Raw genomic sequence first — 24,185 nt, 5'->3', positions numbered from 1 at the left:
CCAAAATGTCCTTCCTTTCCGCGACACTCGACCGCGTCAAACCGTCGCCGACTATCGCCATAAGCACGAAAGCGGCCGAGCTTCGCGCAAGCGGCCGCGACATCATCAGCCTCAGCGCCGGTGAGCCGGATTTCGACACGCCGCAGAACATCAAGGACGCGGGGATCGCCGCCATTCAGGCAGGCAAGACGAAGTACACCGCCCCCGACGGCCTGCCCGAGCTGAAACAGGCGATCTGCGACAAGTTCGCCCGCGACAACGGCCTGACCTATGCCCCGCAGCAGATCTCGGTGGGCACCGGCGGCAAACAGATCCTCTACAATGCGCTGATGGCCACGCTGAACGCGGGCGACGAGGTGGTGATTCCCGCCCCCTATTGGGTCAGCTACCCGGACATGGTGAGGCTGGCCGGTGGCACGCCGGTCATCGCCGGGACCACGCTGGACACCGGGTTCAAGCTGACGCCGGAGGCGCTTGAGCGCGCGATTACGGACCAGACGAAATGGCTGATCTTCAACTCGCCGTCGAACCCCACCGGAGCGGGCTATTCCTGGGCTGAAGTGCAGGCGTTGACCGATGTTCTGCTGCGCCACCCCCACGTCTGGGTGATGTCCGACGACATGTATGAACATCTGGCCTTCGACGGGTTCACCTTCTGCACCCCCGCGCAGGTCGAGCCGCGTCTCTACGCCCGCACGCTGACCACCAACGGCGTCTCCAAGGCCTATGCCATGACGGGCTGGCGGATTGGCTATGCGGGCGGGCCGGAGCCCCTCATCGCGGCCATGCGCAAGATCCAGTCACAGTCCACGTCGAACCCCTGCACCATCAGCCAATGGGCCGCGATCGAGGCTTTGACCGGCCCGCAGACCTATCTGGCCGAAAATGCCCGCCTGTTCCAGCGCCGCCGCGATCTGGTCGTCGGCATGTTGAACGACGCACGCGGCATCACCTGCCCCACGCCCGAGGGCGCTTTTTATGTCTATCCCGACATCAGCGGCTGCATCGGCAAGACCAGCGGCGCGGGCACGGCCATCGTGGACGACGAAGCCTTCGCCACCGCCCTGCTTGACGAAACCGGCGTCGCGGTCGTCTTCGGGGCGGCCTTCGGCCTCTCGCCTGCGTTCCGGGTCAGCTACGCCACTTCGGACGCCGCCCTGCAAGAGGCTTGTCTGCGCATCCAGCGGTTCTGCGCCGCTTTGCGCTAAACTCTGGCGGCAGCGACACCGCCTTGCTAAACTGAACCACCGCTGCAAGAGGGTGACGCCATGGGCGCAGAACTTCCCGACTATTACTTCCGCGTCCGCGAAAACGGCGCTGCGGTCTTCCGTGTGGACACCGAGAACCGCCAGCGCCGGATCGAGATGGACCAGATCGCGGTGATCAACATCAAGAACGGAGAGGTGAAACCCCAAGGCGACCGGACCCTCACCCCCGAGGATCTGGCCGAGATCGAGCGCTGGATGGCGGACCGGCGTGCCCTGCTCGCCCGGCGCGACATCGACGACATTCACCGCGCGGTCGACTACCTCAACATCACCACGCAATGGGTGCAGTCCAAGGCCAGCGACGACCAACTGGAAGAGGTGACCGACGCGCTCTTGCTGGCCATGCACGACCTGCGCTCGCTTCTGGTGCGCAAGAAGGCCGACCGGCTGCTCAAAGGTCAGGACGCCGCCGAATAGGCGCCCCGCCCGTTCATCTTTGCTTTACAAATATCCCCGCCGGAGGCCGCCGATTTTATTTCAAAATCGGCGCACCGCCTGCCTCGCGCGCAACCGGTCGGGCGATATGTGCCGACCGCGTCCAGAACCGGTGGCTCAGCAGAATCGCCGCCGCCCCCAGCCCCACGGTCAACCCCAGCCACAGCCCCACGGGGCCAAGCCCCAGCACGAAGGCCATGACATAGCCCGTGGGCATGCCAACACACCAATAGCTGATGATCGCCAACCACATGGGCACCTGCGTGTCCTGCACCCCGCGCAACACCGACAAGGCCACCACTTGCCCGGCATCGACGAACTGGAACAGCGCCGACATCATCACCAGCACGACGCCAAGGGCAAGCACCGCATCGCGGGCCGGATCGCTGGGGTCCAGAAACAGCGATACGAAAAAAGCCGGGGCCAGCACGAAAAGCACGACCACCAGCACCCCGAAGGCCAGCGACACACCATAGGCGGCAAAGGCGCCCCGGCGCAGCTCGACCTCGTTGCGGGCGCCGAACTGGCGGCTGGCCCGGATGGTCGCGGCCTCGGCCATTCCGACGTGGAACATGAACATGAACGCTGTCAGTTGCATGGCGATGCCGTGGGCGGCCAGTTCGATCGTGCCGATCCAGCCCATCATCACCGACGACGCAAGGAACATGCCGCTTTCGGCAAATGACGTCAGCCCGATCGGCAATCCCAAGCGGAACACCTGCCACATGGCTTCCACGTCGATGCGCCACATGCGGCGGAACAGCTCGGCTTCGGGCAGACGCTTTTGGGCATAGACCATCAGGGCCACGACCTGCAGGACCTGAATGATCACCGAGGCGATGGCCGCCCCCTCGATGCCCAGCTCGGGTGCGCCCAAGCGGCCGAAAATCAGCGCGTAGTTCACCACCGCATTGGCCGCTAAGGCCACCAACGTAATCCACAGCTGCACAGCGGTGAGTTCCTGCGCCCCCAGATAGGACCGCATCACCTGCGCGCCCATGGCCGGGAACATGCCCAATACCGCGATGCGCAAATAAAGCCCGCCCTCGGCCGCGACGACGGCTTCCTGCCCGATCAACAGAAGGAAGGCCTCGCCATACATGAAGGGCACCAGCAACAGCGCCGCATAGATCGCCGACAGCCACAGCGCCATCCGCGTGACCCGCCGCGATCGCGTCTCGTCGCCCTGCTCCACGGCTTCCGCGACCATCGGCGTCACCGCGCGGCCGAATCCCGCGCCGATGATGAAGATCACGAACCACAGACCGGTCGCCACGGTCGCCGCTGCAAGCGAGGTGACGGAGTACCAGCCCAACATGATCGTATCGGTCATGTGGATCGAGAATCCCGCCAGATTCGCCCCCACAAGCGGCAGCCCGAGCTTCAACAGGCGGCCGGTATGCTCGCGGTAGGGGGTCGGCGCAGGCCGCAAGAGGGGGTCGGACATGGACATGTCAAATGGCTTATGCCCAAACCCCAACCTCGTCCAGCCTGCGCGCGCAGCATTTCAATGCGGCACGCGCAAGGCACCTTTGCGCGGGTCAGAGGACCTGATCGGCCACCGATTTGAATTTGGCAAAGGTCGCGTCCACGTCGCGCAGCTTGTCGATGCCGAACAGGCCGATGCGGAAGGTGCGAAAATCGTCCGGTTCATCCACCGCCAAGGGCACGCCCGCGGCGATCTGCATGCCTACGGCTGCGAACTTCGATCCGTTCTGCACGTCCGGGTCGTCGGTGTAGCTGACCACGACGCCCGGCGCGCCGAATCCTTCGGCGGCGACGCTGGTCAGCCCCTTTTCGGCGAAATAGCTCCGCACACGCTCCCCCAGATCCCACTGGGCTTTGCGCATGGCATCAAAGCCAAGTTCGGCCGTCTCTTGCATGGTGTCGCGGAAATCGCGCAGCGCGTCCGTGGGCATGGTCGCGTGATAGGCATGCCCCCCGTTCAGATAGGCTTCCATGATCGCGCGCCACTTCTTCAGATCCATCGCGAAACTGTCCGACGTGGTCTCCTCCAGCCGTGTCAACGCGCGGTCCGAGAACATGACCAAGCCGGCCGAGGGGCTGCTCGACCAGCCCTTCTGCGGCGCCGAGATCAGCACGTCCACGCCGCTGTCCTTCATGTCGACCCAGACACACCCCGAGGCGATACAGTCGAGCACCATCAGCGCCCCCACCTCATGGGCGGCACTCGCCAGCGCCCTGATGTAGTCGTCGGGCAGGATGATCCCGGCGCTGGTTTCCACATGGGGGGCGAAGACCACGTCGGGCTTGGCGTCACGGATGGCCGCCGTCACCTCTTCTATGGGGGCGGGCGCGAAGGGGGCGCGGCTGTCGTTGCCGGTCTGGCGGGCCTTGAAAACAGTTGTTTCCCCGGCAAAACCGCCCGCCTCGAAAATCTGGCTCCAGCGGTAGGAAAACCAGCCGTTGCGCACGATCATCGCATGGGCCCCGGCCCCGAACTGCCGCGCCACCGCTTCCATGCCATAGGTTCCGCCCCCGGGCACGATGGCCACGCCGTCCGCCTGATAGACGTCGCATAGCATCCCGTGCAGATCGGTCATCACGCCCTGGAAGACCTTCGACATGTGGTTCAACGACCGGTCCGTGAAAACGACCGAAAACTCCATCAATCCGTTGGGATCGACGCTCTGGCTTGGTTCATGCGACATGGGCGACACTCCTTCTTTGCCCCATGACTACCCGTCGGCGCTGGCCGGGGCAATTCGTTCATGTCGGGGCAAAGCGCGCCTTTAAGAGGCACGCCGGTCGGTTGCGTCGCTGCTGCGTGGCACGAAAGGGGGTGCTGCACCGTCCGGGCCTGCGCTGGCGGCTGCCATGGGCCATGCCACGACCGTGCGGTTGCGGCCGTTGCGCTTGGCTTCGTAAAGGCAGACGTCGGCGCGTTTGATCGCCTCCTCGATCTCCTCAAGCTGGTGTTTCAGTGCACCACCCACCGAGACGGTCACGCCGATCTGGCCGCCATTGCCGAGGATCACCGTGTCCTGCACCGCCTTGCGGATCCGTTCCGCCACGGCCCATCCTTCGTCTGGCGTCGCCTTGCGCAGGAAGACGAGGAACTCCTCCCCCCCGAAGCGGCAGACGATATCTTCTTCGCGTAACTGAGCGCTCAAGGTTTGCGCGACCTGCGCGATCACCCGGTCGCCCACCAGATGGCCGTGGCTGTCGTTCACCACCTTGAAATGATCGATGTCGATCATCAGCGACACGCCGTAGGAGTCTGCGTCCATCTTGAGCCGCGCGAAGAAGAAGTCGCGCGTGGCCACGTCGGTCAAACGGTCCCGGTTCACAAGGTGCAACAGTTCTTCCGCCAGCAAGGTGTTGCGTCGGATGATCAATGCCAACACGAAGGACACCGGCACCGCGATGGTGACGACAATCACCGCCTTTTTGCCAGCGACGCTGTCCGCATAGGCTTCGGGGTAGAAGACATATTCCACCCCGGTCGCCACGACGATGCCGAACAGCGTGATGGTCAGACAGAAGATGCCAATCGACGGTGCGGTTTTGAGTTTGAGCATCGGACCCTCTTGAGTGGCCCCATGATAGGGCACGATCCTTGCGAAACCCTTAAATCGGCCCGGGGCGGCGCTCCTCGCTCAGCAGAACGTTCGCCTCGACATCGCCGACACCGGGCAGGGTCATGACCCGCCGCCGCAAGACCCGTTCGAAATCTGCAAGATCACGGGCCACCACGCGCAGGCGGTAGTCGTAAAGCCCCAGCACGTGTTCGACCAATTGCACCTCGGGGATGGCCACCACCGCCCGTTCGAAATCCTCAAGCGAGACGCGGCCCTTGGTCGCCAGTTTCACCCCCAGAAAGACGGTCACGCCGAAGCCCAGCTTCTCAGCATCCAGCGCCAGCCGTTGCCCGGCCAGCACGCCCGCTTCGCGCAGGCGCTTGATGCGCCGCCATGTTGCGGGCTGGCTGAGCCCGATGCGCCCGCCAAGGGCCGCGGCCGTCTGCGTGGCGTCGCGTTGCAGTGCGGCCAGAATGGCGCGGTCGAGGTCGTCGAGCGTCATAGGGGCAGGCTTTCATCGGTGTGCAGGGTCGCCACGGTCATCAGCGCTTCAAGATCTGCCATGTGGGGCAATTGCAGGATCTCTTCGCGGTAGATCTGCTGATAATGGGCCATATCGCGGGCGATCACGTTCAGGCGCACGTCGACACGGCCCAGAAAGGTCTGGATCTCGGTGACATGCGTCAACTTCCGTGCGGCGGCCAAAAATGTGTCGAAGGCGCGCGGTTCGGCTTTGTCGAGCGTGACCCGGAGCGAGACCGCGACCGCATAGCCCAGCGCGCGCCAATCGATGACCGCGTGCTGGCCCTGCAGGATTCCCAACTCTTGCAAACGCCCCAGCCGGCGGCTGGCCTTTAACGGGGGCACCCCCGCCCGCGCGCCAAGCTCCGCCGCCGTCAGGGACGGGTCGGCCTGCAACTGCCGCAACAGGCGGCGATCCAGATCGTCAAGCATGATAAATCCTAACAGCTCGCAAAACGCGCATGACAACTTCACTATACGCCGGAAATTCAATGGAACGCCACTCGCTTCTTGTCGGACGCTCGCCCATAGTGCCGCCAACGCAACTGTAACGAAGGATTAACCAATGCGCGTTTATTATGACCGTGATTGCGACGTGAACCTGATCAAGGACAAAAAGGTCGCCATCCTCGGCTATGGCTCGCAAGGCCACGCCCATGCCCTGAACCTGCGCGATTCCGGCGCGAAGAACCTTGTCGTCGCGCTGCGCGAAGGCTCGCCCTCGCGCGCCAAGGCCGAAGGCGAAGGCTTGCAGGTCATGGGCATCGAAGAAGCTGCGGCTTGGTGCGATCTGATCATGTTCACCATGCCCGATGAGCTGCAGGCGGAGACCTACAAGAAATACGTCCACGACCACATCAAACCCGGTGCAGCCATCGCCTTCGCCCACGGCCTGAACGTCCACTTCGGCCTGATCGAGCCGAAAGAAGGCGTCGACGTGATCATGATGGCGCCCAAGGGCCCCGGCCACACCGTGCGCGGCGAATACGTCAAGGGCGGCGGCGTCCCCTGTCTGATCGCGGTCGACACCGACGCGTCGGGCAAGGCGCAGGAAATCGGCCTGTCCTATTGCTCCGCCATCGGCGGCGGCCGCTCGGGCATCATCGAGACCAACTTCCGTCAGGAATGCGAAACCGACCTTTTCGGCGAACAGGCTGTGCTCTGCGGCGGCATCGTCGAGCTGATCCGCATGGGCTTCGAGACATTGGTCGAAGCCGGTTACGAGCCCGAAATGGCCTATTTCGAGTGTCTGCACGAGACCAAGCTGATCGTGGATCTGATCTACGAAGGCGGCATCGCCAACATGAACTACTCGATCTCCAACACCGCTGAATACGGTGAATACGTCTCCGGTCCGCGCATCCTGCCCTACGAGGAAACCAAGAAGCGCATGAAGGACGTGCTGACGGACATCCAGACCGGCAAGTTCGTGCGTGACTTCATGGCCGAGAACGCCGTGGGCCAGCCCTACTTCAAGGCGACGCGCCGGATCAACGACGAGCACCAGATCGAACAGGTCGGTGAGAAGCTGCGCGCCATGATGCCGTGGATCTCCGAAGGCAAGATGGTCGACAAGTCGAAGAACTGATCGAACACCTCAAGGGGCCGGCCACGCTGGCCCCTTACTTCTTTCAAGGTCGGCCCCGTTTGCGACAGGGGCCGACCGCCTCGTTTTACGATCCTGTTTTTAGTCGCGGTCGCCGCCGCCGCGAGATCTTCTCATACCGACAAGTCCGCCCATGACCGCACAGCCTACGCCCCTGAACTGGCTTTCGATCTTCACCCTCGGACTGATCTGGGGCGGCACCTTCATGGTGGTGTCCATCGCGCTTGAGGGCTACGGCCCTTTGACCGTGGCCTGCGCGCGTACCACGCTGGGGGCGGTGACGCTTGTGCTGCTGTTGCACGCGATGGGCCGGCACCTGCCTCGGGGGCATAGGATGTGGGCGCATCTGGTCCCCATGGGGGTCCTCAACACCGCCCTGCCCTTCGCCCTGCTGTCCTGGGGGCAACAATATGTGCCCTCGGCCTTTGCCGGAATCTCCATGGCAGCCCTGCCCCTGTTCGTGCTGCCGCTGGCGCATTTCTTCACCGATGATCGCATGTCGGCGCGCAAGGCCTTCGGCGTGGTCTTCGGCTTCATCGGCGCGGCGGTGCTGATCGGTCCGGCGGCGTTTGACGTCTCTTCCGGCACGCTGGCCCTGCCCGAACTGGCCTGCCTTGCCGCGTCGTTCAGCTACGCGCTCGCCGCCATTCTCACCCGGCGCTGCCCGCCGTTGGACAGTCTGGCACTGGCCGCGTCTGGCTTGGTCGTGGGCGCGATCTGCCTGATCCCCGCCATGCTTTTGCTGGAAGGCGTGCCGACGCTGAACGCCGACAGGACCGGCGTCGCGATCCTTTTCCTCGGGCTCGTGCCCACCGCCCTTGCTGCCCTGCTGCGGGTGCAGGTGATCCGTTCTGCCGGGCCCGTGTTCATGACGCTGGTGAACTACCAGGTGCCGGTCTGGTCGATGTTTTTCGGCGCTTGGGTGCTGTCCGAAGTGCTACCCCTGCGGTTCTTCGTGGCGCTGCTCTTGATCCTCGGGGGGCTGGCGATCAGCCAGTGGAACAGCCTGCGCACCCTGCTGGGGGCGGTGCGCTTCAGCCGTTGACCGAGGAGGCGGCGGCCACTTCGGCCACGATCCCGTCGACCACTTGGGCCAGCAACCCGTCGTCGGTGCATTCTGCCATCACCCGGATCAGCGGCTCGGTGCCTGACTTGCGGATCAGCAAGCGCCCCTGCCCGTTGAGCGTCGCCTCGGCTTCGGCAATCGCGGCTTTGACGGGCGCTTGCGCCAAGGGGTCCGCGCCCTCTTCAAAACGCACGTTCTGCAGCAGTTGTGGCACCGTCTCGAACACGCGCGACAGCTCGGACGCGGGACGCCCGGTCTCGACCATCGCCGAGAGGAACTGCAACCCGGCCAGCAACCCGTCGCCGGTGGTGGCGTAGTCGGTCATCACGATATGGCCCGATTGTTCGCCGCCAAGGTTGAACCCGCCCGCGCGCATGGCCTCGACCACGTAGCGGTCGCCCACGGCGGTGCGCTTCAGGGTCAGCCCCCGCTCGTCCAGATGCCGCTCCAACCCGAGGTTCGACATCACCGTCGCCACCAGCGTGCCGCCGCGCAGCCGGTCCTGTTCGGCCCAGCGGGTGGCGAAAAGCCCCATGATCTGGTCGCCGTCGGCGACCTGTCCGTTCTCGTCAAGGATCATCACGCGGTCGGCGTCCCCGTCGAGCGAGATGCCCACGTCCGCCCCGTGGGTGACAATCGCTTCGGCGGCCGTGCGCGGGCTGGTGGAGCCGCAATTCTCGTTGATGTTGTAGCCATTGGGGTCGGTGCCGACAGGGATCACCGTGGCGCCGAGTTCCCACAACACTTCGGGCGCGACCTTGTAGCCCGCACCATGGGCGCAATCGATCACCACCTTCAGCCCGTCCAGACGCATCCCGTGCGGGAAGGTCGCCTTGATCCGTTCGGCGTAGCGGAACCGGCCGTCGTCGATCCGTTTGGCGCGGCCTATGTTGGTGGCCTGTGCCGGCTCGACTTCGCCTTCCAGCAGGCGCTCGATCTCGCTTTCCGCATCGTCGGACAGCTTGAACCCGTCGGGGCCGAAAAACTTGATGCCGTTGTCCTGCGCGGGATTGTGGCTTGCGGAAATCATGATGCCAAGATCGGCCCGCATCGATGTCGTGAGCATCCCCACCGCCGGCGTGGGCACGGGCCCGAGCAGCAGCACGTTCATCCCGGTGCTGGTCAGCCCCGCGGTCAGCGCGTTTTCGAACATATAGCCCGAGAGGCGGGTGTCCTTGCCGATCACCACGCGGTGCCCGTTCGAGCCGTCGTTGCGAAAATACCGCCCCGCCGCCGCACCGATCCGCAGCGCCATTTCGGCGGTCATGGGATATTTGTTGGCCGTGCCGCGCACGCCGTCGGTTCCGAAAAATTTGCGCGCCATGGGCTGCCCGTCCCGTTCCTAGTTAAGTGCCTGATGCAGGCTCAGCGCCTGTCTGGTGGCGTATGTATCATGGACCCGCAGAATTTGAACACCGTGGCGCACCCCGTGCAGCGCTACGGCAACCGAGCCGGACGTCCGGTCGTGGGCCTGCGGTGCATTCCCCAGCGTGCCGATGAACCGCTTGCGCGAGGCACCCAGCAGCACAGGGCAGCCAAGCCCATGAAAAATCGACAGGTTTTTCAGCAGCGTCAGATTGTGCTCAAGGGTCTTGCCGAAACCGATCCCCGGATCCACCACGATCCGGTCGCGGCGAATTCCCGCCGCTGCGGCGGCTGCCACACGGTCGGACAGGAAATCATAGACGTCCAGCACCACATCCTCGTAGTGCGGCGCGTCCTGCATCGTCGCCGGATCGCCCTGTGCGTGCATCAGACAGACCGGTGCCCCGGATGAGGCGACCGTCTGCGCCATGTCGCCCTCGTAGGTAAGCGCGGCCACGTCGTTCACCAGCGTCGCCCCGGCCTCCAGCGCCGCGTGGGCCACCTCGGCCTTGCGGGTGTCGATGGAGATCGGCACTTTATGGCGCTGCCGGATCGCTGCGACGACTGGGGCGGTGCGCGCAACCTCTTGCGCGGGGTCGACCGTCTCCGCCCCCGGGCGCGTGCTTTCGCCGCCGATGTCGAGGATGTCGGCCCCCGCGTCGATCATCCGGCCCGCCTGCGCAAGGGCCGCTTCGGGCGCGTCGAACCGGCCCCCGTCGGAGAAACTGTCGGGCGTGACGTTGAGGATCCCCATGATCTGCGGCCGCGTCATCGACAGGCCGGCAATGGCGGCGCGGGGGTCGGTCAGACGCTGCAGAACGTCCTCCGGGATGTCGGCCACAGGCACCACTTCGCCTTGCCGTCCACGCGCGATCCGTTCGGCATGGGTGAACCAGCACCATCCCCCCGCGAGCGTTCGGGCCTCCTTTGGCCGGTGCGGGTCGCTCATGGGGATCGGGCGGTAATAGGTCACGCGATCTCTCGCGTAGAGAGCGTGGTTTCGGGCGCGCGGCAGCCCACGGTCACGAGCTCTGCCGCCTGCATCTGCTCCGCGAACCACGTGGCAAGGGCCAGCGCGTCGCTGGCGTCCTGCGGCGCGTCGGAGGCGTCCTGCACCAATTTGGCCGGAGCCCAGACGCAAATCTGTCCGTTCTTCATCGCCCAATCCAGTTCCGTGCGCGTGCCGACCACGTGGCACCGGCTGTCCCGTGCGGCAAGGACCCAGGCGTTCTGTTCGATGGCCAACAGGTCGATGTGCCGCTGGGCGGCGGACGTCTGCGCTTTGGCGCGCGGCAGATCGGGGGCGTCAACGCAGAGGATCAGCTGCATGGCATCGTCGTCGCAGGCGTCGATGATCGCGTGAAGGTCGCCGCGCAACACCCTGTCGGCGCTCAGGAAAACCACACGGGGCTGCGGCGCCTCGACCGGTGTGGCAGCTTCGTCCGTGCCGCCAGTCTCGCGCACGATCTCGACGCCCAGAGAATAGGGGCCGCGATCGATCTTCTCGATCCGCACGAAGACCCGCAACGCCTGAGGCTCAAGCAGGATGCGGTCGGCCACGCGAGCGGCAAGGGTTTCCAGAAGGTTGATCCGATCGGTGCCCAGTTCCGCGTCAATCGCCTCGGTTACGCGGTCATAGGACAGGATGCGGTCCACATCGTCGTCGATCGCACCGGACATGGCCGCGACCTCGACCACCACGTTGAAGCGGACCCGTTGCAGGGTGCCACGCTCTTGCTGGAAGGCGCCGATCTCGACCTCGCGGATATAGTCGCGCAGGGAAATCCGGTCGCGCAGCCCGCCGGAGTGCTCCGGTGCCGTCGCTTCGGCGCGCTCGGATGGATGGGCGAAGGCCAGTCTGGTGTCGCTGCTCATGCAATATCCCCGCAAGTCATTTGCCGCAGGCATAGCCAGCCGCTGCATGCGCCACAAGAAAGAACACGCCGCCCTGTCCAGCAGAAGCGGCGCGATCATGTGGTGCAAAGGTGTGGGCCTTAACCCTGACGATAGAAGTGGTGCGAACCGATGGTCGTCGTGCGCGGGAACACGCGCGCCCAACGGGGGTTCACCGCACGGGTGTGATAGTGGGTCGCGCCGTTGGTCAGCGTGCGCGGCGCGCCGTCGATCAACATGCGGGCGACCTTGCCCACGCGACGCCAAGCGGCGGGCTCGGCGATGACTTCGGCGTTGCCATCACAGGTATAGGTGAACTGGCAGGCATAGCGGCGGCCGGTGCCCTGATTGATCACGCCACAGAGCGAGCTGGGATAGCGGGCCGAGTCGACACGGTTGAGGATCACCTCACCCACGGCGAACATGCCCTCAACGCTTTCGCCGCGCGCCTCGAAGTAGAGCGCTTCGGCCAGACACTGCCACTGTTCGCCGCCGGTGGCGACAGGCTGGGCGGCCAGAAAGGCGCGGTCATAAGTGATCGTGCCGGGCGCGGTCTGCAGGTTGCGGGCCGAGGCGGGTGGAACCGCCGTGAGGGCTGCAAGGCGCACGTTGGGAACTTCCTGGATTGCAGCGCGTTCCTGACCCAAGAGAGCGCCAAGACGCGCCTGAAGAACAGTATCGGCCTGTGCTGGTGCCAAGGTCGCAAGAACGAAACCGGCAGCCGTAGCGGCAGCCGCGAAAAATTGTTTTACCATCGTCGAAGTCTTCCTCAATCCGTACCAGTCGTTTGCCTGCCCCACGCAAGCGACTTGCCGTTTAAGCGACTGAGGTGATTCCGTCCAGTTTCCGGCCCGACAGGTGGGCCAAATCATGCTGCACCTGCAGCATTACCGCAACGTCAACTTGTAACGCACTGTTCGCAAACAGACTTTTCACGCGCCCTTTGCAGGCAATTATCTGCCGATTTTATCGGCCAGGGCAAGCTGAGCCGCCGCAAGACGCGCCACAGGCACCCGGAACGGTGAGCAAGAGACGTAATCGAATCCCTGCGCGCGGCAAAAAGCGATGGCATTCGTGTGCCCGCCATGCTCGCCGCAGATCGAAAGCGTGACGTCGGGGCGCCCCTGCCGGCCCCGTTCCGCGCCCAGTTTCAGCAACTCCCCCACGCCATCGAGGTCGAGTGTGTGAAACGGATCTTCCTCATAGACGCGCTGGTTGACGTAGTCGGACATGAATTTGCCCGCGTCGTCCCGCGAAAGACCATAGGTCATCTGGGTCAGGTCATTGGTTCCGAACGACAGGAAGGCCGCGTGCTGGGCGATATCCTCGGCGCGCAGGGCCGCGCGCGGGGTTTCGACCATCACGCCCAGCCGATAGGTGAAATCGACGCCGGTCTCGGCGCGAACAGCGGCGGCCACGGCATCGACACGCGATTGCACCAGCTCGACCTCGCGCATGGCGCTCACCAAGGGGATCATGATCTCGGGCACGACCGCGTCGCCCTCTTCCCCGATGGCGACCGTAGCCTCAAATATCGCGCGGGCCTGCATCTCGTAGATTTCCGGCACCGTTATGCCAAGGCGGACGCCCCGCATGCCCAGCATGGGGTTGTATTCCGACAGATCCTCGACTCGGCTGATCACCTGCGCCAGCGGCACGTCCAGAAGCTCGGCCAGTTCGCGCTTGCCGGATTTGCCCGCCGGCAGAAATTCGTGTAGCGGCGGGTCGAACAGGCGGATGCAGACCGGCTGGCCCTGCATGATGCGGAACAACTCGGTGAAGTCCGACCGTTGCAGCGGCAGCAGACGTTCCAACACCGAAGCGCGCCCGGTGGGCGTTTCGGCGAAGATCATTTCGCGCATAAGATCGACACGTTCCCCATGGAAGAACATGTGTTCGGTCCGGCACAGCCCGATCCCCTGCGCGGCAAAGTTCCGCGCGGTCTGGGCGTCGGCGGGCGTGTCCGCATTGGCGCGGATCCCGATGTCGCGGGCCTCGTCGGCCCAAGCCAGAAGCGTCTGGAAGGCGTCATCAAGGGCAGCTTCGTGCATCTTCGGCGTTCCGGCCAGAAGCTGCCCCTTGGTGCCGTCCACCGTGATCATGTCGCCCGCGTTCAGGGTGCGCCCGTCGGGCACGGTGATCTGGCGCTTGCGCTCATCAATATCGATATCGGCCGCGCCCACGATGCAGGGCAATCCCATGCCGCGACCGATCACCGCCGCGTGGCTGGTGATGCCGCCGCGCAGGGTGACCACCGCGACCGAGGCGTGCATGCCGCGAATGTCCTCCGGCGTCGTCTCGCGCCGGATCAGGATGCAGGGCTCGCTGCGGGCGGCGCTGGCCTGCGCTTCGCTTGCGGTGAAAACCAGACGCCCCGAGGCCGCGCCGGGGCTGGCGGCGATCCCGTTGGCCAGAAAATCCCGCTCGGCGTCGCTTGCGATCTGCCGGTGCAACAGCTCCGACAGCGCGGTCGGCTTCACCCGCATCACCGCTTCATCCTGCGAGATCACGCCCGACAGCGCGAGATCGACGGCCACCCGCACGTCGGCACGGCTGGACCGCTGGGCCCGGACCGCATCGAGAATCGCCAGCCGCCCGTCTTCGAGGATGAACTTAATCTCCATCTCCTCGCGCAAGCGGTCCCGTCCCAAAGCGCCGAACGCGATAAGCTGCCGGAAGGCTTCCGGCGCCTGATCCTCTAGCGAGGGGCCGCGCGGATCGCGGGTCAGATACAGGGCGCCCGCCTGATCGCGCAGCCCGGCGCTGTGGCTGACCTGCGGGACAAAGCGGCCATTGATCTTGCGCGTGCCCGTGGCGCTGTCGATGAATTGCATCACACCAGAGCCGGAGACGCCGGGCCCCATGGGCAGCGCCATTTCCTGCACCACCAGCCCCAGTCCCGCATCCGCCGGTGCGCCTTTGGCCTGTCGCAACAGCCGGGCGGTGGTCCCCTCCCACGCGCGGGCCATGGACCGCAGAACGCTCGCCAGTTGCGCGCCCACGTCCTGCGGAAACTCCTCGTCCATCTCCGATTCGTAGGCCGCGAGCATGGCGCGAAGGGAATCGGTGCCGGGACGGTCAGGGATGTGAAACTCTTCCGCGTCCAGCCGAGCGATGTCGACGGCGAAGGTCTGGATATGCGTCATGTAGGTGAGCGTCGCGGCCTCCTCGCCGATCAGCTCGACCAGTTCGGCATGTTTGGCGTCGTTCATCCCGATGTTGAGGATCGCCCCCGGCCCGCCCCAATCGGGGTCCATACTGCTGGGCCGCACGGACAACAGCGGCCCGGGGCCAAAATAGCGCAGGATCTGGCTGCTCTCGACGCCCTGCCCCGCCGCGATGCTGCGCACCGCGTCAAAGGACAGCGCGACGGTCGTTGGCACGGGCATGTCCAGCCGGATCAACCGTTGCAGACATTTCGCCCGCCCGCCGTGGACGTCCGACGCCATGGGCGCGGTCTTGGTGACAAGGCACAGGTCTTTCAACGTGATTATTTTCTGCACTGCGGCATCCCTTCTGCCGCGCAGCATAGTCCGCCGCGCCGACAGAGCAAGGATAACCGTGATTCGGCCTTAACCCTCAAGTTTCCGCAAATCCGCTACGGCAAGACAGATCGTGCGGATGCGGTGCAACAGGTTCAACCGATTGCGGCGCAGGACCTCGCTTTCCGTGTTGATCTGCACGGCCTCGAAGAAAGCGTCGATGGGCGCGCGCAGGGCGGCCATGGCGCTCATCGCGGCGGCGAAATCCTCGGCCTCCATGGCGGCGGCGATGTTGCGCTCGGCGGCATCCAGGGCTGCGAAGAGCGCCCGTTCCTCGTCCGTGTCGGCGAATTTCACATCCGCGCCAAATGAATATTCGACGCCGTCTTTCTCTTCGGCCTGCGTGAGGATGTTGTTCGCGCGCTTGAACCCCTGAATGAGGTTTTCGCCGTCGTCCGTCTGCAAGAAGGCCGCCAAAGCGCGGGCGCGTTTGACGAGAAGCAGGAGATCGTCGTTGCCGGGCATGGCGAGCGAAGCGTCGATCACGTCGTGGCTGATGCCCTGATCGCGCAGGTAAACCTTCAGGCGATCGTGCAGGAAGGAGAGGAGGTCGGACGATTTGTCCGGCACCGTCGCCGCGAGTGCGCCAAAGCCGTTCGACAGAGGTTTTTCGGCACTGCTCCAAGCGTCCTTCATGGTGCGGTAGGCCGCGCCGAAAACGCCATGTTTGGCAATCATGTCAACAAGTTCGGCCACCTCATCGTGGGTCAGGCTGGCTTCGACCTTGACCTTCTGACGGACCAGTTGCGCATCGATGAACCGATCCAACCGCAGCCGCAAATCGTTCTCCAGCACCAGCCGGATCACCCCCAACGCCGCGCGGCGCAGGGCGAAGGGGTCCTTGCTGCCCGTGGGTTTTTCGTCGATGGCCCAGAACCCGGTGAGCTTGTCGAGCTTCTCCGCCAGTGCCACAGCGACCGAGACCGGCGCGGTCGGCACCGTGTCGGACGGGCCAAGGGGGGCGTAATGCTCTTGCGCGGCATGCGCCACCGCGTCCGGCAGCCCCGCTTCCTGTGCGTAGTAGCGCCCCATGAGGCCCTGCAAATCGGGGAATTCATAGACCATTTCCGACGACAGATCCGCCTTGGCAAAGCGCGCCGCCTGTTCGGCCTGATCGGGGTCAGCGCCCACAAGGGGGGCAACTTCACGGCTAAGCCGCGCCATCCGGTCGACCAGTTCGGCCACGGTGCCCAGCTTGTTGTGGAAGGTCACGTTGTCCAGCGCGTCAAGCCAGGCCTGACCGCCCTCTGTCGCGATCCGCAGGTCGTTTTCCCAGAAGAATTTGGCATCCGACAGGCGGGCGAAGAGCACCTTCTGGTTGCCCGCAAGGATCGTTTGGCCGCCGTCCCGCGTCTCGCGGTTGGCGACGGTGACGAACCGGACCACCTGCCCCGTCTTGTCGCGCACGGAAAAGAACTTCTGATGTTCTTTCATCGACGCGGTAAGGACTTCCGGCGGCAGGCCGAGGAAATCTTCCGCGATGGTGCCCATGAGGACGACGGGCCATTCCACGAGGCCCGCAACCTCGGCCAGAAGGCCCGGATCCTCGACCAGATCCAGCCCGGCGGCAAAGGCCTGATTTGAGGCCTCGGAGCAAATCAGATCGGCGCGCTCATCGGCGCGCAGCACGACCTTGGCGCGCTTGAGCTTCGTTTCGTAATCCTCGAACGACGTGACAGAAAACGCATCCGGCGCCATGAAACGGTGTCCGCGCGTGCTGTCCGAGGCCGTGATCCCGTCGATCTCGAACGGCACGATCTGCGCGCCGCCCTCATCCGAGAGGATGCACAGGATCGAATGCAGCGGGCGCACCCATTTCAGGCTGCCCGCGCCCCAGCGCATGGACTTGGGCCAGGGGAAATTGCGGATCGTCTGGTCGAGGACCTCGGCGATGATCTCGGCCGCCTGGCGTCCGGGTTGTTCGATGACGGCGAAATAAACCTCACCCTTGCCGGTGTCGCGGACTTCAAGCGCTTCGCGAGCGACCCCGGCACCACGGCAAAAGCCTTCGATGGCCTTTTCCGGGGCACCGACTTTTGGGCCCTTGCGCTCTTCGCGTGTATCGGGGCTTTCGGCGGTCAGACCTTCGACCGACAGCGCCAGCCGACGCGGGGTGGCAAAGGCACCGGCGGCGGCATAGGTCAGCCCCGCTTCAACCAGCCCGTCGGTGACCATACGTTTGAGGTCCGCGGCGGCTTTCGCCTGCATCCGTGCGGGGATTTCTTCAGAGAAGAGTTCAATCAACAGGTCGGGCATCAAATATCCTCGGTCAAGTCTGGGCAGCCTTCGGGGGCGTCGTCTCCGGCAAAGACAGCCTCACCGCAGGGGTTCAGTTGGTGCCAGGCGAAGCCGCGTCCGTCGGGCATCACGGCCACCACGCGGTCCACGCCGTAGCTGATGTTCTTCTGGCCCAGAAAGGCGATCGCCTCACCGGTTTCCAGCGCCGCGCCCACCTCTTGCGCGTCGAAACAATCAAACCAGCGCGGCGCGGTCAGCGGCACCGCGTTCTCGGCCACGACATAGGTTTCCGTCAGCATGGCCTGCGAGTTGACCATGTCGAAACAGGCCCGGAAAGAAATCGCACCGGACAGGCGCACCCCCTCTTCCACCGTGTCGATGGCCTTTACATTTTCTGCCAAAACAGGCTCGGGCTCGCCGGAAACGAGGCTCACAAGTTGGATTTCTCCAACCTCGGTCTGTGTAAGTTCGGCATAGCCTGCATAGACCAGCTGGTAATACATCAAGACGGCGGCGATCACGGCCGAGCCCACGATGGCGACGATGGCAAGCCGGGTGGCATTCATTTCGCCCCCCCGGCGGCGGTCTGCACGAAGGCATCCGCGCACAGCTTGGTGAGCGCGCGCACCCGCCCGATATAGGCCTGCCGCTCGGTCACGGAGATCACGCCGCGCGCGTCGAGCAGGTTGAACAGATGGCTGGCCTTGATCGCCTGATCATAGGCGGGCAACGCCATGACGATCTTGTGCCCGGTTTTGGGGTCGATCTGGTCGTGGCTCAGGATCGCCGCGCATTCGCGCTCCGCGTCCTCGAAATGCTTGAGCAGCGCATCGGTGTCGGCAACATCGAAGTTGTAGCGCGAATGCTCTTGCTCGGCCTGTTTGAACACATCGCCATAGGTCAAAGGAATTGGCGCATCGGGGTCGTTGAAGGGCATGTCCATAACATGATCCACACCCAGCACATACATCGCCAGACGCTCCAACCCGTAGGTCAGCTCACCGGAGACCGGATGGCAATCGTGCCCGCCGACCTGCTGGAAATAGGTGAACTGGCTGACTTCCATGCCGTCGCACCAGACTTCCCACCCCAGCCCCCAGGCGCCAAGCGTGGGGCTTTCCCAGTCATCCTCGACGAAGCGGATGTCGTGCATCTCCATGTTGATGCCGATCGCTTCGAGCGAGCCGAGGTAGAGGTCCTGCAGATCTGGCGGGCTGGGTTTGATCAGCACTTGATACTGGTAATAATGCTGCAAACGGTTCGGGTTCTCGCCATAGCGCCCGTCGGTGGGGCGGCGCGAGGGCTGCACATAGGCCGCAGCCCAGGGCAGCGCGCCCAGCGAACGCAGGGTCGTCGCGGGATGGAAGGTGCCGGCGCCGACCTCCATGTCGTAGGGCTGAAGAATGGCGCATCCTTTCGCGGCCCAATAGGTCTGGAGCCTCAGGATAATCTCTTGAAAACTGCGCGGCGTATCGGTCATGGGACCCCTCTTGGCATGCTCGCGCTTCAATAGGTCGCTGCGCCAGCAGCGTCAATGAGCGCAAATCCGTGTGATATAGGACAACATGCCCCGGATTCGCGGCGCTGCGGGCGGTTTTGCACGTGCGCTCATGCAACAACTTGATAAATTGCACCGAAGCCGCAGCTTACCGTATCACGGCATTACTTTTTCAGGGACGATCTTACGCACATGTTTCGCTTACTCACCGCACTGGCGCTCTGCCTGTCTGCCGCCCTGCCGGCCACCGCCCAGCAACCCGCCTATATTCAGGTCGAAGCCCAGCGCACGTTGACGGGCGCGCAGAATGCCGCGCGAGGCTACTCTGCGCGCGGGGTCGAATACGTTGCCGGATTCTCGATCCCCGGGGGCTGGTATGCGATTGTTCTGGGGCCATATGACGGCAACGAAGCCGCGCGCCTGTTGCGGGGCCTGCGGGCCTCGGGCGCGATTCCGCGCGACAGCTATGTGGTCGACGGCAGCCAGTTCCGCACGCAGTTCTGGCCTGTGGGCGCGTCGCTCTCAACGCCGGACGTGCCGGACGACACGGATGCGGGGCAACAGGAGGCTGACGACGCGCCCGAAGCACCGGTCGCCGCGCCGGATCCGACCGAGATCCCTGATGAGACCCTGAGTCAGGCCCGCGCCAGCGAACGCGCTTTGGACCGGGACGAAAAACGCGCCCTGCAGGTCGCGCTGCAATGGGCGGGGTTCTATGACGGCGCGATTGACGGGCTGTTCGGCGGCGGCACGCGCCGCTCCATGACCGCCTGGCAAGAGGCGAACAACCACGACGCCACCGGCGTTCTGACCACCGGTCAGCGGGCGGAGCTGTTCGCCGCCTACAACGCGGTGCTTGAGGGGATGGACCTGCAACTGGTGCGCGACGACGCGGCGGGGATCGAGATCCAGATGCCCCTTGGCGTGGTCGAGTTCACCGAATACGAGCCACCCTTCGCCCGCTACGACGCCAGCGGAGAGCTGGACGCGCAGGTTTTGCTGATCAGCCAGCCGGGCGACCAGACACGGATGTTCGGGCTTTACGAAATCCTGCAGACTCTGGCCGTCGTCCCGCCCGAGGGTGAGCGCAACCGCTCCAATCGGGGCTTCACCATCGAAGGCGTGAACGACCGCATCCACTCCTATACCTCGGTGGTGCTGGACGGGGGCGAGATCAAGGGTTTCATGCTGATCTGGCCCGCCGGAGACGACGAGCGCCGCCGCCGTGTCCTGAACGAGATGCAGGCAAGCTTCCGGCCCATTGACGGGGTGCTTGACCCCGCCACCGCCCAGCCGGACGAGGATCAATCCGTCGATCTGATTTCAGGCCTTGAGGTGCGCAAACCCCTGCGGGACCGCTCGGGCTTTTACATCAGCTCCGGCGGTGAGGTGCTCACCTCGGCTGAGGCCATCGCAGGCTGCGGGTCGATCACGCTCGACATGGAACACGGTGCCAGCCCCGCCCACGTGGACGAGGCTTTGGGTATCGCGGTGCTGCGCCCCGAACGCCCCCTTGCCCCGCCCGCCGTGGCCGAGTTCCAGACCTCGGTGCCGCGCCTGAACGCGGATGTGGCGGTCGCGGGCTTCCCCTACGGCGGGGTGCTGACGACCCCAGCGCTGACCTTCGGCACGCTCGCGGACATCCGCGGGCTGAACGGGGAAGAAGGCGTCAAACGGTTGTCGATCACGACGCAGGACGGCGACACCGGCGGGCCGGTCTTCGACGGGGGCGGCGCGGTTCTGGGGATGCTCAAGCCCCGCAGTCAGCAGAACGGTCAGGTTCTGCCCGCCGATGTGGCCTTCTCGGTCGACGCGGATGAGATCATCGGCTCGGTCCGGGGCGCGGGGCTGGACGTGCGGACCACCGACACGCTGGCCTATATGCCGCCCGAGACGCTGACCCTGCTGGCCGCAGACATGGCCGTGTTGGTGAGCTGCTGGGAAGACTGACGCCGAACGAAGGCGTTACAAAAACGGGATCGTCCGCCATGCGGGTGATCCCTTTTTTGTTGGTCAGCCGACCAATGCGGGCGTCAGCCGGATAATCGTCGGCACCGAGGCCGCGAAGGCCGCCTGCAGGGCCGGTGCAATCTCGTCCAGCGACGCAGGCTCTACCGCTTCCGCGCCATAGGCTTTCGCCAACGCCATGAAATCCGGGTTTCGCTGGATCACCGAATTGGGGGCGATCTGGGCGGCGGTCATGCTGTCCTCGATCGCGCCCAGCTTGCCGTTGTCCCAGATGATAATTGCCAGCGGCAGCCCCAGTTCGACGGCGGTGGCGAGTTCGGCAATCGTGTATTGGATGCCGTAATCGCCGTGGATGCAGACCGTGGGCCTGCCCGGACGCGCCACAGCCCCGCCAATCGACGCGGGCAGCGCATAGCCCAGCGTGCCGAAGCCCGACGGGTGGTGCCAATGGCCCGGCCGCTCCATGTCCCAGACCTCTTTCGCGGCATAGGCGAATTGCGTCATGTCCGAGTAGATCATCGCATCCTCGGGCAAGGCCGCGCGCAAAGCGTCCGCGACGGGCAGAACCTTGGGGAACTCGGCGTCCACTTCCGCCCGCCAGCGCGCGCGCGTTGTCGCGACCTCTTGCGGGGTCCAGTCAACGGCGGGGGTATCACGCTCCCACTCGTCAAGCAGGGCTTCGACAAAGGCGCGGGCGTCGGACTTGATGTTGAGTGACGCGCCGACCGGCGTGCCTAATGACTCGTCCGAGGTATCGACGCGGATCAGCGCGCCGTCCTTGTGGCCCAAGCGCTCGCGCCAGATGTCGACCTCGGCCAATTGGGTTCCAATGGCCACCACCACGTCCGCCTCTCCGGCAACGCGCGCCGAATCCGGCCGCGTGAGGAAGGGGCCGAAGTGCAACGGCGCATCCGGCGGCACGATGCCGCGACCGGCGAAGGTGCAGAAGGTCGCCGGGTTCACGACCTCGAGCAGACGCGCGACCAGATCGCCCGAAGCGACCCCCGTGGCCCCGCCGCCGAACACGAAAAGCGGGCGCTTGGCCTGCTGCAAGCGGTCGCGCACCTCGGCCACGGCCTGCGGGTCCGGCAGACAGCGGCTGCGCCCCGCGCCCCCCTCTCCGGCGGGATCGGCAGGGGCGCAGAGCACGTCGATGGGCACGTGGATCGCCTTTGGCCGGGCATCGCCGCCTGCGAAATCCTCAAGCGCGCGGTCCACCAGCCCGTAGGCGGTGCGCGCGTCCTGCGCCGTCTCGGACCAGTCGCAGACCGCCGCCGCCGCCGCTTCCTGATCCTTCATCTGGTGCAACTGGCCCTTCCGATGCACCGTGTTGTCAAGACACGAACACAACGCCAGCACCGAGACATCGTCGGAATAGGCCTGCCCCAAAGGCGTGAGCGCGTTGAGCAGCCCCGGCCCGGTGATCAGGTAGCACACGCCGAAGCCGCCGGTCGCACGGGCATAGCCATCGGCCATGAAGCCCGCACCCTGTTCGTGGCGCGCCAGCACATGGGTGATCCCCGCTTCTTCGATGCCGCGATACATTTCCTGATTGTGGACGCCGGGAATCCCGAAAATCACGTCCACCCCACGCGCCTTGAGCATATGGGAAATCTGCGCGCCCAAGGGGCGGGTTTGCGGGTTTGTTGTCATGTCAGGACCTCCAGAAGTGCCAGCTGAGAAGAGTGAATACGGCCATGATTTCAAGCCGACCGACCAGCATCGCGAAGGCAAGGATCCATTTCGCGGTGTCGTTGAGGCTTGCAAAGTTGCCCGCCGGGCCGATCTTGTTGCCCAGACCGGGGCCAACATTGGCCAGCGCCGTGGCCGCGCCCGAGATCGAGGTGATGAAATCCAGCCCCGTCAGGGCCAGCAGGACGCCGATCACGCCGATGGCCATCATGAAGGCCACGAAGAACGCCATGACCGAGCTCAGCACGTCCTCGCCCACGGGACGGCCCTGATAGCGCGGCACGAAGACCCCGTGCGGGCTGTGGATGCGGCGCACCTGCGCCTTGATCGAGGCGAACAGCAACTGATAGCGGAAGATCTTGACGCTGCAGGCGGTCGATCCCGCGCAGCCGCCGATCAGGCCGATGAAGAAGAACATGGTGACGGCGAAGGGCCCCCACTGCATGTAGTCTGCGCTGGCATAGCCCGTGCCGGTCATGATCGAGACCACGTTGAACAGGGATTGCCGGAACGCCATTTCGGTCATGCGGGCGGACAGGGACCATTGCCAGGTGGCAAGGATCAGCACCAGCGCGAAGGCCACGATAAAGAAAGTGCGGATCTGGCTGTCGGTCAGGATCGGTCCGGCGCCACTGCCCGAGATCAGCTGCACATAGCGCACGAAGGGCAGCGCGGCGAGCATCATGAACACCACCGAGGCATATTCCACCCCCGGCGCGAATTGCCCGAACGAGCTGTCGTAATTGGCAAAGCCCCCCGTGGCGATGGTGGTCATGGCGTGGGTGATGGCGTCAAACGCGCTCATCCCCAGTGCGGAATAGGTCATCGCGCAGGCCAACGTCAGGCCTACGTAAACCACGGAAATCCGGCTGGAAATCTCGGTCGCGCGGGGCAGGATCTTGCCCATGGTATCGAAGCTTTCGCTGCGGAAAATCTGCATCCCGCCGACTCGCAATTCGGGCAGGAACACCATGGCAACAACGATGATCCCGATGCCGCCCAGCCACTGCAACACACCCCGCCAGAGCTTCAGCCCCTCGGGCAGCGCCTCGATCCCGTTGATCACCGTTGAGCCGGTGGTGGTCAGCCCCGACATCGCCTCGAAAAAACCGTCGGTGAACGACAGCTCCGCATGCCCAAGGACGAATGGCAACGAGCCGAACAGCGGCAGCGCCATCCAGACCAGCGTGGTCAAAAGGAAGGTCTGCCGGATTGTGAGTCCTTCGGAGACGCCGTTCTGGCAGGCCAGCGCGATCAGCCCGCCGAACATGACGGTGATGACGGCGCTTTCCAGAAACACCGGCCAATGCCCGTTTCCGGCCATGTAATCCGCGAGCAAGGGCGCGAACATGGTGACCCCGAGGGCCGCGACCAGAAGGCCGATCACATATCCTACGGGGCGGATGTCAAACATGTCGCAGGGTTGGCGCGGCGCACAGAAAGTGTCAAGCGAGGTTCGCATAAGCGGGACTTCGCCGAAGCCCGGTCCGCGCGCGCCAAAACCCGCCAATACAGTTGCATCTTTGCCGATGACACCGCGTGACAGCGTA

General features: G+C 64.8%; 20 protein-coding genes. 5 read left to right on the top strand and 15 right to left on the bottom strand.

Translation table 11 applies throughout. The annotated features are described in order from the left end of the window. Nucleotides 1–5 precede the first annotated feature (5 nt). On the top strand, nucleotides 6–1,208 hold the full coding sequence (locus DC363_RS07220) for a pyridoxal phosphate-dependent aminotransferase (protein WP_108640460.1): 1,203 nt from the start codon (nucleotides 6–8) through the stop codon (nucleotides 1,206–1,208). A gap of 60 nt (nucleotides 1,209–1,268) precedes the next feature. Beyond that, a complete protein-coding gene (locus DC363_RS07215; protein ID WP_108640459.1) occupies nucleotides 1,269–1,685 on the top strand; it encodes a hypothetical protein in 417 nt (138 codons plus the stop codon). Nucleotides 1,686–1,740: 55 nt separating this feature from the next. Here DC363_RS07215 and DC363_RS07210 read toward each other — a convergent pair whose 3' ends face one another. The 5 genes from DC363_RS07210 to DC363_RS07190 all read right to left on the bottom strand — a co-directional run bounded on the left by DC363_RS07210 (nucleotide 1,741) and on the right by DC363_RS07190 (nucleotide 6,199). Then, nucleotides 1,741–3,150, bottom strand: coding sequence for an MATE family efflux transporter (locus DC363_RS07210; protein WP_241962951.1), 1,410 nt, complete (start codon nucleotides 3,148–3,150; stop codon nucleotides 1,741–1,743). 94 nt (nucleotides 3,151–3,244) lie between these two features. Continuing rightward, complete coding sequence (locus tag DC363_RS07205; RefSeq protein ID WP_108640457.1) at nucleotides 3,245–4,375, bottom strand: aminotransferase class V-fold PLP-dependent enzyme; 1,131 nt, start codon at nucleotides 4,373–4,375, stop codon at nucleotides 3,245–3,247. Nucleotides 4,376–4,456: 81 nt separating this feature from the next. Then, complete coding sequence (locus tag DC363_RS07200; protein ID WP_108640456.1) at nucleotides 4,457–5,245, bottom strand: GGDEF domain-containing protein; 789 nt, start codon at nucleotides 5,243–5,245, stop codon at nucleotides 4,457–4,459. A 49-nt stretch (nucleotides 5,246–5,294) separates the two neighbouring features. Further along, nucleotides 5,295–5,747, bottom strand: a complete 453-nt coding sequence (locus DC363_RS07195) for an Lrp/AsnC family transcriptional regulator (protein WP_108640455.1) — start codon at nucleotides 5,745–5,747, stop codon at nucleotides 5,295–5,297. Then, nucleotides 5,744–6,199 (bottom strand): Lrp/AsnC family transcriptional regulator, encoded by a 456-nt coding sequence (locus tag DC363_RS07190; protein ID WP_108640454.1) that lies wholly within the window; start codon nucleotides 6,197–6,199, stop codon nucleotides 5,744–5,746. Before DC363_RS07190 ends, DC363_RS07195 begins: the two co-directional genes overlap by 4 nt. 133 nt (nucleotides 6,200–6,332) lie before the next feature. Here DC363_RS07190 and ilvC point away from each other — a divergent pair, with 133 nt between their 5' ends. Both ilvC and DC363_RS07180 read left to right on the top strand, forming a co-directional pair. After that, on the top strand, nucleotides 6,333–7,355 hold the full coding sequence (ilvC, locus tag DC363_RS07185) for a ketol-acid reductoisomerase (protein ID WP_108640453.1): 1,023 nt from the start codon (nucleotides 6,333–6,335) through the stop codon (nucleotides 7,353–7,355). Between the two features lie 151 nt (nucleotides 7,356–7,506). Then, nucleotides 7,507–8,418, top strand: coding sequence for a DMT family transporter (locus tag DC363_RS07180; RefSeq protein ID WP_108640452.1), 912 nt, complete (start codon nucleotides 7,507–7,509; stop codon nucleotides 8,416–8,418). Here DC363_RS07180 and glmM read toward each other — a convergent pair. The 8 genes from glmM to DC363_RS07140 form a co-directional block, all read right to left on the bottom strand. Continuing rightward, nucleotides 8,408–9,763, bottom strand: coding sequence for a phosphoglucosamine mutase (gene glmM / locus DC363_RS07175; RefSeq protein WP_108640451.1), 1,356 nt, complete (start codon nucleotides 9,761–9,763; stop codon nucleotides 8,408–8,410). The genes DC363_RS07180 and glmM overlap by 11 nt on opposite strands. A gap of 18 nt (nucleotides 9,764–9,781) precedes the next feature. Next, nucleotides 9,782–10,777 (bottom strand): dihydropteroate synthase, encoded by a 996-nt coding sequence (gene folP, locus DC363_RS07170; RefSeq protein ID WP_108640450.1) that lies wholly within the window; start codon nucleotides 10,775–10,777, stop codon nucleotides 9,782–9,784. Beyond that, nucleotides 10,774–11,679, bottom strand: coding sequence for a dihydroneopterin aldolase (locus DC363_RS07165; RefSeq protein ID WP_108640449.1), 906 nt, complete (start codon nucleotides 11,677–11,679; stop codon nucleotides 10,774–10,776). Before DC363_RS07165 ends, folP begins: the two co-directional genes overlap by 4 nt. A gap of 119 nt (nucleotides 11,680–11,798) precedes the next feature. After that, nucleotides 11,799–12,452 carry a cell wall hydrolase gene (locus DC363_RS07160; RefSeq protein WP_108640448.1) on the bottom strand — a complete coding sequence of 218 codons (654 nt, stop codon included), beginning with the start codon at nucleotides 12,450–12,452 and terminating at the stop codon, nucleotides 11,799–11,801. 198 nt (nucleotides 12,453–12,650) lie between these two features. Continuing rightward, on the bottom strand, nucleotides 12,651–15,200 hold the full coding sequence (locus DC363_RS07155; protein ID WP_422396405.1) for a putative PEP-binding protein: 2,550 nt from the start codon (nucleotides 15,198–15,200) through the stop codon (nucleotides 12,651–12,653). 69 nt (nucleotides 15,201–15,269) lie between these two features. Continuing rightward, complete coding sequence (glyS, locus tag DC363_RS07150) at nucleotides 15,270–17,495, bottom strand: glycine--tRNA ligase subunit beta (protein ID WP_108640446.1); 2,226 nt, start codon at nucleotides 17,493–17,495, stop codon at nucleotides 15,270–15,272. After that, a complete protein-coding gene (locus tag DC363_RS07145) occupies nucleotides 17,495–18,043 on the bottom strand; it encodes a DUF6446 family protein (RefSeq protein ID WP_108640445.1) in 549 nt (182 codons plus the stop codon). Before DC363_RS07145 ends, glyS begins: the two co-directional genes overlap by 1 nt. Continuing rightward, nucleotides 18,040–18,957 (bottom strand): glycine--tRNA ligase subunit alpha, encoded by a 918-nt coding sequence (locus tag DC363_RS07140; RefSeq protein WP_108640444.1) that lies wholly within the window; start codon nucleotides 18,955–18,957, stop codon nucleotides 18,040–18,042. Before DC363_RS07140 ends, DC363_RS07145 begins: the two co-directional genes overlap by 4 nt. Before the next feature lie 210 nt (nucleotides 18,958–19,167). Between DC363_RS07140 and DC363_RS07135 the strand changes: the two genes are divergently transcribed. Further along, the gene (locus DC363_RS07135; protein ID WP_108640443.1) at nucleotides 19,168–20,925 is read left to right on the top strand and encodes a trypsin-like peptidase domain-containing protein; all 1,758 of its coding nucleotides are present in this window, start codon (nucleotides 19,168–19,170) and stop codon (nucleotides 20,923–20,925) included. Between the two features lie 63 nt (nucleotides 20,926–20,988). On the opposite strand, the gene DC363_RS07130 is transcribed toward DC363_RS07135, so the two are convergent. Together DC363_RS07130 and DC363_RS07125 are read right to left on the bottom strand one after the other, a co-directional pair. After that, nucleotides 20,989–22,596 carry a thiamine pyrophosphate-binding protein gene (locus DC363_RS07130; protein ID WP_108640442.1) on the bottom strand — a complete coding sequence of 536 codons (1,608 nt, stop codon included), beginning with the start codon at nucleotides 22,594–22,596 and terminating at the stop codon, nucleotides 20,989–20,991. Between the two features lies 1 nt (nucleotide 22,597). Beyond that, complete coding sequence (locus DC363_RS07125; RefSeq protein ID WP_108640646.1) at nucleotides 22,598–24,049, bottom strand: TrkH family potassium uptake protein; 1,452 nt, start codon at nucleotides 24,047–24,049, stop codon at nucleotides 22,598–22,600. Nucleotides 24,050–24,185 lie beyond the last annotated feature (136 nt).

Source organism: Thalassorhabdomicrobium marinisediminis, from assembly GCF_003072065.1.
In the GTDB taxonomy this organism is placed as follows: domain Bacteria; phylum Pseudomonadota; class Alphaproteobacteria; order Rhodobacterales; family Rhodobacteraceae; genus Octadecabacter; species Octadecabacter marinisediminis.
This window is presented reverse-complemented; position numbering and strand designations above follow the sequence as displayed.

Bases quoted from the DNA above. Each gene is read 5' to 3' on its own strand.
- DC363_RS07220 (WP_108640460.1), top strand. From the start codon at position 6: ATGTCCTTCCTTTCCGCGACACTCGACCGCGTCAAACCGTCGCCGACT.
- DC363_RS07215 (WP_108640459.1), top strand. From the start codon at position 1,269: ATGGGCGCAGAACTTCCCGACTATTACTTCCGCGTCCGCGAAAACGGC.
- DC363_RS07210 (WP_241962951.1), bottom strand. From the start codon at position 3,150: ATGTCCGACCCCCTCTTGCGGCCTGCGCCGACCCCCTACCGCGAGCAT.
- DC363_RS07205 (WP_108640457.1), bottom strand. From the start codon at position 4,375: ATGTCGCATGAACCAAGCCAGAGCGTCGATCCCAACGGATTGATGGAG.
- DC363_RS07200 (WP_108640456.1), bottom strand. From the start codon at position 5,245: ATGCTCAAACTCAAAACCGCACCGTCGATTGGCATCTTCTGTCTGACC.
- DC363_RS07195 (WP_108640455.1), bottom strand. From the start codon at position 5,747: ATGACGCTCGACGACCTCGACCGCGCCATTCTGGCCGCACTGCAACGC.
- DC363_RS07190 (WP_108640454.1), bottom strand. From the start codon at position 6,199: ATGCTTGACGATCTGGATCGCCGCCTGTTGCGGCAGTTGCAGGCCGAC.
- ilvC (WP_108640453.1), top strand. From the start codon at position 6,333: ATGCGCGTTTATTATGACCGTGATTGCGACGTGAACCTGATCAAGGAC.
- DC363_RS07180 (WP_108640452.1), top strand. From the start codon at position 7,507: ATGACCGCACAGCCTACGCCCCTGAACTGGCTTTCGATCTTCACCCTC.
- glmM (WP_108640451.1), bottom strand. From the start codon at position 9,763: ATGGCGCGCAAATTTTTCGGAACCGACGGCGTGCGCGGCACGGCCAAC.
- DC363_RS07165 (WP_108640449.1), bottom strand. From the start codon at position 11,679: ATGAGCAGCGACACCAGACTGGCCTTCGCCCATCCATCCGAGCGCGCC.
- DC363_RS07160 (WP_108640448.1), bottom strand. From the start codon at position 12,452: ATGGTAAAACAATTTTTCGCGGCTGCCGCTACGGCTGCCGGTTTCGTT.
- glyS (WP_108640446.1), bottom strand. From the start codon at position 17,495: ATGCCCGACCTGTTGATTGAACTCTTCTCTGAAGAAATCCCCGCACGG.
- DC363_RS07145 (WP_108640445.1), bottom strand. From the start codon at position 18,043: ATGAATGCCACCCGGCTTGCCATCGTCGCCATCGTGGGCTCGGCCGTG.
- DC363_RS07140 (WP_108640444.1), bottom strand. From the start codon at position 18,957: ATGACCGATACGCCGCGCAGTTTTCAAGAGATTATCCTGAGGCTCCAG.
- DC363_RS07135 (WP_108640443.1), top strand. From the start codon at position 19,168: ATGTTTCGCTTACTCACCGCACTGGCGCTCTGCCTGTCTGCCGCCCTG.
- DC363_RS07130 (WP_108640442.1), bottom strand. From the start codon at position 22,596: ATGACAACAAACCCGCAAACCCGCCCCTTGGGCGCGCAGATTTCCCAT.
- DC363_RS07125 (WP_108640646.1), bottom strand. From the start codon at position 24,049: ATGTTTGACATCCGCCCCGTAGGATATGTGATCGGCCTTCTGGTCGCG.